This window comes from Paenibacillus sp. 32O-W (genome assembly GCF_007679495.1).
Taxonomy (GTDB): Bacteria; Bacillota; Bacilli; order Paenibacillales; family NBRC-103111; genus Paenibacillus_L; species Paenibacillus_L residui.
This window is the reverse complement of the sequence record NZ_VEGP01000010.1, coordinates 111836-119126: the sequence shown is the minus strand read 5'-3', so window position 1 is coordinate 119126 and position 7291 is coordinate 111836. Positions and strand designations below refer to the sequence as shown.

Annotated in this window: 6 protein-coding genes; 3 read left to right on the top strand and 3 right to left on the bottom strand. The window is 49.4% G+C overall.

Going from position 1 to position 7291, the window contains the following annotated elements; all coding sequences use genetic code 11:
- Nucleotides 1-312: 312 nt before the first annotated feature.
- A complete protein-coding gene (locus FS806_RS06520; protein WP_144933782.1) occupies nt 313-1185 on the bottom strand; it encodes a sugar phosphate isomerase/epimerase family protein in 873 nt (290 codons plus the stop codon).
- Nucleotides 1186-1550: 365 nt separating this feature from the next.
- Here FS806_RS06520 and ahpC point away from each other — a divergent pair, with 365 nt between their 5' ends.
- Together ahpC and ahpF are read left to right on the top strand one after the other, a co-directional pair.
- Nucleotides 1551-2114, top strand: coding sequence for an alkyl hydroperoxide reductase subunit C (ahpC, locus tag FS806_RS06515; RefSeq protein WP_144933774.1), 564 nt, complete (start codon nt 1551-1553; stop codon nt 2112-2114).
- 13 nt (nt 2115-2127) lie between these two features.
- On the top strand, nt 2128-3657 hold the full coding sequence (gene ahpF, locus FS806_RS06510; RefSeq protein ID WP_144933773.1) for an alkyl hydroperoxide reductase subunit F: 1530 nt from the start codon (nt 2128-2130) through the stop codon (nt 3655-3657).
- A 177-nt stretch (nt 3658-3834) separates the two neighbouring features.
- On the opposite strand, the gene FS806_RS06505 is transcribed toward ahpF, so the two are convergent.
- Entirely contained in the window at nt 3835-4431 is a 597-nt protein-coding gene (locus tag FS806_RS06505) for an undecaprenyl-diphosphatase (RefSeq protein WP_144933772.1), read from the bottom strand.
- Nucleotides 4432-4540: 109 nt separating this feature from the next.
- Nucleotides 4541-5851, bottom strand: coding sequence for an MFS transporter (locus FS806_RS06500; protein ID WP_313960563.1), 1311 nt, complete (start codon nt 5849-5851; stop codon nt 4541-4543).
- A gap of 102 nt (nt 5852-5953) precedes the next feature.
- On the opposite strand from FS806_RS06500, the gene FS806_RS06495 reads away from it, so the two are divergent.
- Entirely contained in the window at nt 5954-7279 is a 1326-nt protein-coding gene (locus FS806_RS06495) for a Stk1 family PASTA domain-containing Ser/Thr kinase (RefSeq protein WP_144933770.1), read from the top strand.
- The last annotated feature ends 12 nt before the right edge of the window (nt 7280-7291 follow it).

The window sequence follows — 7291 nt, the reverse complement described above, 5'->3', positions numbered from 1 at the left end:
TTATTGGCGACGTGGTTGGCGTCTTTCCAAGCAGGGTTCACACCTGCTACCTCACTCGACCTAGGCTTGGTCGCTCCGAAAGTACATTAGAATCCCGCCTTTTTACAACAAAAGAGCGAAAGACGCGCAAATGTGCAGGTCTTTTTGGCAAAATGGAGCGATTTCGCAAAAATCGCTCCAAAGACCTGTATTATGGTTCTAGAATTAGGCATGTCGCCGTTTTTTCGAGAAAAGACCTGCATAATCGCTCTAGAATTAGGCCACATTTTTCACCAAATGGAACGATTTCATAACAACTCTGATCAGGACGCCTTATGCCTCTTCCCAGAAGCGCCGCAAATTGTCCATCGATATTTTGGAGGCCAGCTTGCATTCCTCCATGCCTTCAAATTCTACTGTAATATATCCGTCGTATCCGAAATCCTTGATCAGCTTGACAATTTTGCGGATCGACATATCCCCCTGTCCCAAGATCGCTCCTCTTAAATAGTTGCCGTAAGCCGTTCGGAACCAGGCCCCCTCACCCGGGTACTCGTCGAAAGGCCGAAAATAGAAATCCTTGAAGTGAATGAGAGAGGCATAGGGCAGATTGTTCATCACACCGATAATTGGATTTTCGTCGACACACAGGAAGTTTCCGACATCCAGCGTCGTCTTGAAGTTCGGACGGTCTACCGCATGCAGAACACGTTGAACCCGGTCGCTCGCCTGTACGCAGAAGCCATGGTTTTCGATCGTAGTCGTGATCCCGAATTGTGCGGCGTAATCGGCAATGATCCGGCTGCCTTTCACCATAAGCGGCAAGCTTTCCTCAAACCAGGCGATCGTCATCTGCTCCTTCGGCAGGGTAAAAGCCGTTACATCATGACGCATATGCTTAACTCCCATCCGATGCACGACATCGACATGTCTCTTGACGCGGGCCACCTCTGCCTCGAAGGCTTCCTCCGTTTCTTGAACGAAGTTCGCAGGCATGGAGTAATTAGACAGCTCAATGCCGACCGCTTTCGCCTTCTCGCGAATCGCATCCGCCAAACCATGGTTGTCCTCGACGGTATATCCGTAAGGAACCATCTCCATATGCTCTCCGCCGTTGTCGGCGATCCATTGGATGGCATCCAGGATCGTCATTTCTCCCGATTTCAAAGCCTTCAATAAACTATAGCTGCTAAGACCGACCTTCATCATATCCAGCCTCCTCTCCTATTTAAAGAAAGCGCATTCATCCCTCTTGTCCATAATATCCCATATTCCAACAATATGCTATCGGCCCATGCTTCATTCACTACCTTGAAAATCCGTCTATTTTTCATTTTCTGACGGTGCCCTGCAAGAAGGAAGGACACGTCTAATTGGAAGTAGGATTCCGTTCCTTCATTAATGTTTTTCCATCCCCTTCACCGCTGCACATTCTTCATTGTTCAGTTTTTGAGGCTTGATTAGTGGGTCCTTTTTTGGTTTCATTTTCTGCTCGAACTTGACAAATGCACTGAAGATAATTAATATCAAATTATAATTATTACAAACAATTGAAGGAGGAAATATTAATCATGTCTCTTATTGGAAAAGAAGTACTACCTTTTAAAGCTCAAGCATACCACAATGGTCAGTTCATCGAAGTTACAGACGCCGACTTCAAAGGCAAGTGGAGTATCGTATGCTTCTACCCGGCGGACTTTACGTTCGTTTGCCCGACCGAGCTGGAGGATCTGCAGAATCAATACGAAACGCTGAAGCAGCTCGGCGTTGAAGTGTACTCCGTATCGACGGACACCCATTTCACACATAAGGCATGGCACGATAGCTCGGAAACTATCGGAAAAATTACTTACGTTATGATCGGGGATCCTTCGCACACGATTTCCCGCAACTTCGAAGTGCTGAATGAAGAAGATGGACTTGCTGATCGCGGAACGTTTATCATTGACCCGGACGGCGTCATTCAAGCGGTAGAAATTAACGCCGGCGGCATCGGCCGTGATGCAAGCACTTTGATCAACAAGATTAAAGCTGCGCAATACGTCCGCAACAATCCGGGAGAGGTTTGCCCGGCGAAATGGCAGGAAGGATCTGCTACACTTAAGCCTAGTCTTGATCTCGTAGGAAAGATTTAAGGAGCGATAAATTATGGCACTGGACGCGGATATAAAAGCACAATTAGCACAATATCTTCAACTTATGGAAGGCGATGTAGTGCTAAAGGTCAGCGCGGAGTCCGATGCCGTATCCAATGACATGCTGGCTTTGGTCGATGAAATCGCCGGCATGTCATCCAAAATTACGGTGGAGAAAGCTCGATTGCCTAGAACACCTAGTTTTAGTGTAAATCGTGTGGGCGAAGACACTGGCGTGACGTTTGCCGGAATTCCTTTGGGACATGAGTTTACTTCCCTCGTGTTAGCTTTGCTGCAGGTCAGCGGAAGAGCTCCCAAGGTGGATCAAAACATAATTGATCAAATCAAAAACATTCCCGGCGAATATCACTTTGAATCCTACATCAGCTTGACTTGCCAAAACTGTCCTGACGTTGTACAGGCATTGAACTTGATGAGCATCCTCAATCCCGGCATCACGCATACCATGATTGATGGAGCGGCCTTCAAGGAAGAGGCAGAAAGCAAAAATATTATGGCCGTGCCGACGGTCCTCCTCAATGGAGAATTTTTCAGCAGCGGCCGCATGACGCTGGAGGAAATTCTCGCCAAGCTGGGGAACGCTCCGGACGCATCGGAATTTGAGAATAAAGCTCCCTTCGATGTGCTTGTGGTCGGAGGCGGACCTGCCGGTGCCAGCGCAGCCATCTATGCGGCGCGCAAAGGCATTCGTACCGGTATTGTAGCTGAACGCTTCGGCGGTCAGGTCCTGGATACTTTAGGCATTGAGAACTTCATCGGCGTTAAATATACCGAAGGTCCCAAGCTCGCGGCAACGATTGAAGAGCATGTGAAAGAGTATAACATTGACATCATGAAGACTCAGCGTGCCAAGAGTTTGCAGAAGAGAGACTTTATCGAGGTTGAACTTGAAAACGGCGCTGTCTTAAAGAGCAAGACCGTTATCATTTCGACAGGCGCCCGGTGGCGCAATGTCGGCGTACCCGGCGAGGCCGAGTACAAGAACAAAGGCGTGGCCTACTGTCCTCACTGTGACGGTCCTTTGTTCACCGGCAAGCACGTTGCGGTCATCGGCGGAGGAAACTCCGGTATTGAGGCCGCTATCGATCTTGCCGGCATTGTGAAGCACGTTACGGTTCTTGAGTTCATGCCGGAGCTGAAGGCGGATGCCGTACTGCAAGACCGTCTGTACAGCCTGCCTAACGTAACCGTCCTGAAGAACGTTCAAACCAAGGAAATCACCGGAGACGATAAAGTAAACGGCATTACCTACATCGAACGGGATACGGGAGCTGAACAGCATATTGAGCTGCAAGGCGTATTTGTTCAGATTGGCCTTGTCCCCAATACCGATTGGCTCGGAGATACCGTTGAACGCACTCGCTTCGGAGAGATCGTTGTCGATCGCCATGGTGCCACTAACGTTCCAGGAGTATTTGCTGCCGGCGACTGTACCGACAGTCCCTACAAGCAGATCATTATTTCGATGGGCTCCGGCGCTAATGCGGCCTTGGGCGCATTCGATTATCTCATCCGGAATTAATCGAACTAACTTATTAACATTCAGGAAGTCGCCTTAACTGCCTATCAGGCAGCATGGCGGCTTTCTTTTTTTCCTGGTTACAGCCCTCTTGTCCCTTGTCCCGGATTGCTTGCCCGGGAATCAATACAATGCCCCTATTCGAACCCGGTACATTACCGAGCCTCATAGGGGCATTTCCTATACGTCTTTCGATTTGCTTCTCGAAGGCAGGATACGCTGCTCTATTTGCACGTACCATCCAAGACATTTCGCCAACAAAGCCGACTTGGACTCTATCCAATAAACCAATACAGCCGAAAGGATACCTAAGCATGCACCTACAGCGATATCAACCGGGTAATGTACACCAACCCATACTCGGGAAACAGCCACACAGCAGGCAAGCACGAGCCACAACCAGCCCGACTTCTTGCGAAATAGCCAATAGGACATGCAAATCGAGAAAAACAAAATCGTGTGATCGCTCGGAAAGGAATTATCGATTTCGTGTTCGATAAGCTGGTTCACTTCGGGCAGCACGGCGAACGGTTGATTATGGTAATAGAGCAGACCGGCCGTTTTCCCCAGAATTTCAGCAATGATGAAGGAGATGCCCCCTTGAAGAACCATCATTCTATTTTGTACCGAGCGAGTAATCCAGTAGATCATCATGCTTACCGCCAGAATATACACCATGTATTCGGCCAAGAAAACGACGGCGGGATTAAGAACCGAATACTGCTTGCCCAAGTCATTAATCCAGCGAAAAACATCCGAATGAAATTGGGAAATCATGCTGCAGCTCCTCCTTTTTTTAAGCTAGACTAGTTCAGTATAAAAAGGAGGCATTAATTGCAGCTTAACAAATTCTTAATCATTTCTTAAAAAATGGCTATCGCTACAGTCAGTTCTTATTCTTGTTTTGTTTGTTTTCATGTGAAGAAATAAGCCTGCTTTCGGGCAGCAGCAAATAAAAGATGGCGATGATCATTAACATTCCGGCACTGAGCATTACCGTTGTCGTCCCCGTATACCGGCTGGCGACCCATCCGCCTATGGCCGGGCCGATCATAATGCCGATCCCTTCAATGCCGGAGAGAATGCCCCAGCCCATGCCCTTCTGCTCTTTGGGCACGGCATAAGAGAGAACCGCATTCCAGGCCGGAAGGACCGCCGAATAGGCCAGACCGAGCAATAACGCCAGCAGCATGGTCAGATAGACAGACCGGGAACCAATCACCAGGTACAAGATAACCGTTAGCGAAAGAAAGCCGATTCCCAGCATTCTCTTATGCCCCCACCGGTCAGCCAGCTTACCCATCGGAATCAGGAACAGAATGGCCCCCGCTCCTCCCAGCAGCAGCATGAACGAATATTCCGCCTGGCTCATTCCCAGATGCTCGGATACGAAGCTGGGCAGAATCGGCAGAAGCAGACCTGCGGCCATCATCTGCAGGATCATTCCCGGGAGCAGCCATTTCAGTCTGGCCAGACGGCTCCATAGTTGGTGTAAGGAAACGTCCGCCCTCTCCATTGAAGCCCTGTTCTCCTTCATCGTCCATAGCGAACAGACAAAACCGGCCGCAAGCAGAAGGATAAACAGAAAGAAGGATGCAGCATATCCTTGGTCCAGTGTAAAATTGACAAGGATCGGCCCGAGGCCGAGACTTGCCATCCATATAGTGTAGATGGTCCCCATCTGTTCCGCCCGCTGATTCTCTTTGACTTGGCCGAGGCAAATCAGCCAGACGGGAGAAGCGCCGATTCCGAGCAAGGCCGAACCGGCAAGCAAGAGCGATACATGCGTGCTATAGAAAAAGATTAAAAATCCGGACAGCATTATGACAAAAGTGGCCGGCAGCAGCCAGCGAAGCGGAAAGCGGTCCAGCAAATAACCTGCCAAGCCTTTAACGACCGTATCTGCGATATAATGAACCGAAACCGCAAGACCGACTATGGCTACCGAATGGCCAAGTGAACGGACGGCATAATTGGGCAGAAAAGAAAACAAAAAGGCACTGCGGACAAATTCCGTACAAAACAAAACGACAGCCAGGGTAAGAATGGACCTTCCAGCCTTAGGGATTGCAATCATCTCTAGCAGCACTCCTTTCCATAACCGGTTGAGCTTGAGCAACCAGCGGAAGCTGTAAACACAAATTGCAGGATATCCCCAGTATACCCGAGATGACCGCCGGAATTCCTCCCGCTTCATCAAATCTTAATGAATCGGGACTTCATTCTAACAGGCCTCTGTCCATATTCAACCGCTCTATGATAATATGATAGGAGTGGATATGAGGAGGAACAGAAAATTATGGAGTTAATTATCGGAAACCGATATGTTCTGATAAAGCAACTGGTATCCTTGACTGAAGGATTTATATACAGCGCTAAAGATATGTCGCTTAGACGGGAGGTTCTTCTGTTTATAGCGAAGAAACCTTGGGAATCGGCGGCCGATGCCTATTTCAAATCGATTGGGGAAGCCGCACGGATAGATGACAACCGGTTCATCCCCATTCTTGACGCCGGAATAGATAAAGAATATGTATTTGTATCCCTGCATGCCTGTGAAGGGCAGCCGCTCATCAGCGTATTGGATCAGACTGTCCGGACTTCGCAGGATATCCTTGCCATTATTTTCGATCTGGGCCGGGGATTGCAGGAGGCCAAGGAGAATCATGCCGCTTTCTTTTCCGTTACGGCCGAGAATATATGGTCTCACAACGGTACCTACAAATTTATTCAATATTGGTCGGAAGACGCCAAGAACCGGCAGGGTGTCAGAGGGCTGTGCTTTCTTCTTTATCAGCTGTGCGCCCGTTCTTCGGAAATCCCTGCCGACATTTACGATCTCGAGCAGCAAATTCGAACCAGCATGAAGGATTTGCCGGCGGCCCATCTGCAGAAACTGCTCGCTATCGTCCGGCGCGCCATGAACGGTGAGGAATCGCTGTCCGCATTTCTGTTTAATTTGCACGAGCTTCTGATCGGGCAGGAAGCCCTGCCCCACTCTGGCCTTCCTCCGAAAGAAGCCGGCCCGATGGAGAAGCAGGAGCCGGTATTGACTGAGGAAGTCGATGAAGAGCCGGAAGAAGAGGCGGATGAAAAACCGGCCGGCAGAACACGCAACAAGACTTCCCGGAAAGTGATCTTTATAACCGGGCTGTCCTTTATTTGTCTTGTCCTGATTGCAGGAATCATGATCCAGAAGACGCGGGGGATTGATCATGCCCACGTTCGCCCTTCCCCTACCTCTACAGCAGGGAAGGATCAGAACCCTCCGAATAACAGCGGAGGCGAGCAGCAAGAGAAGCCGGCAGTCACACCAACCCCTAAGCCTAAAGAAGAGGATAAAGGGGCAAACGAGCAGCCAAACCCGGATTCAGATCAGCCGGCCGATGAAGATCAACAACCGGACCAGACAGGCAGCGATCCGGAGCAAGCAGAGGTTGCGGTGCCTGACTTGTTCGGCCTTACACAGCAAGAGGCGGAGCAGCTTCTGCTGTCGAAACAGCTAAAGTATAAATTTTTTATCGAAAATGACGATCATCCTCAGGGAACCGTGTTTAATCAGGAACCGGCAGCGGATGAGGAAGTTCCGAAGGGGACTAGAGTTACATTTTGGGTAAGCCGTTAATGTGGTGTAGCT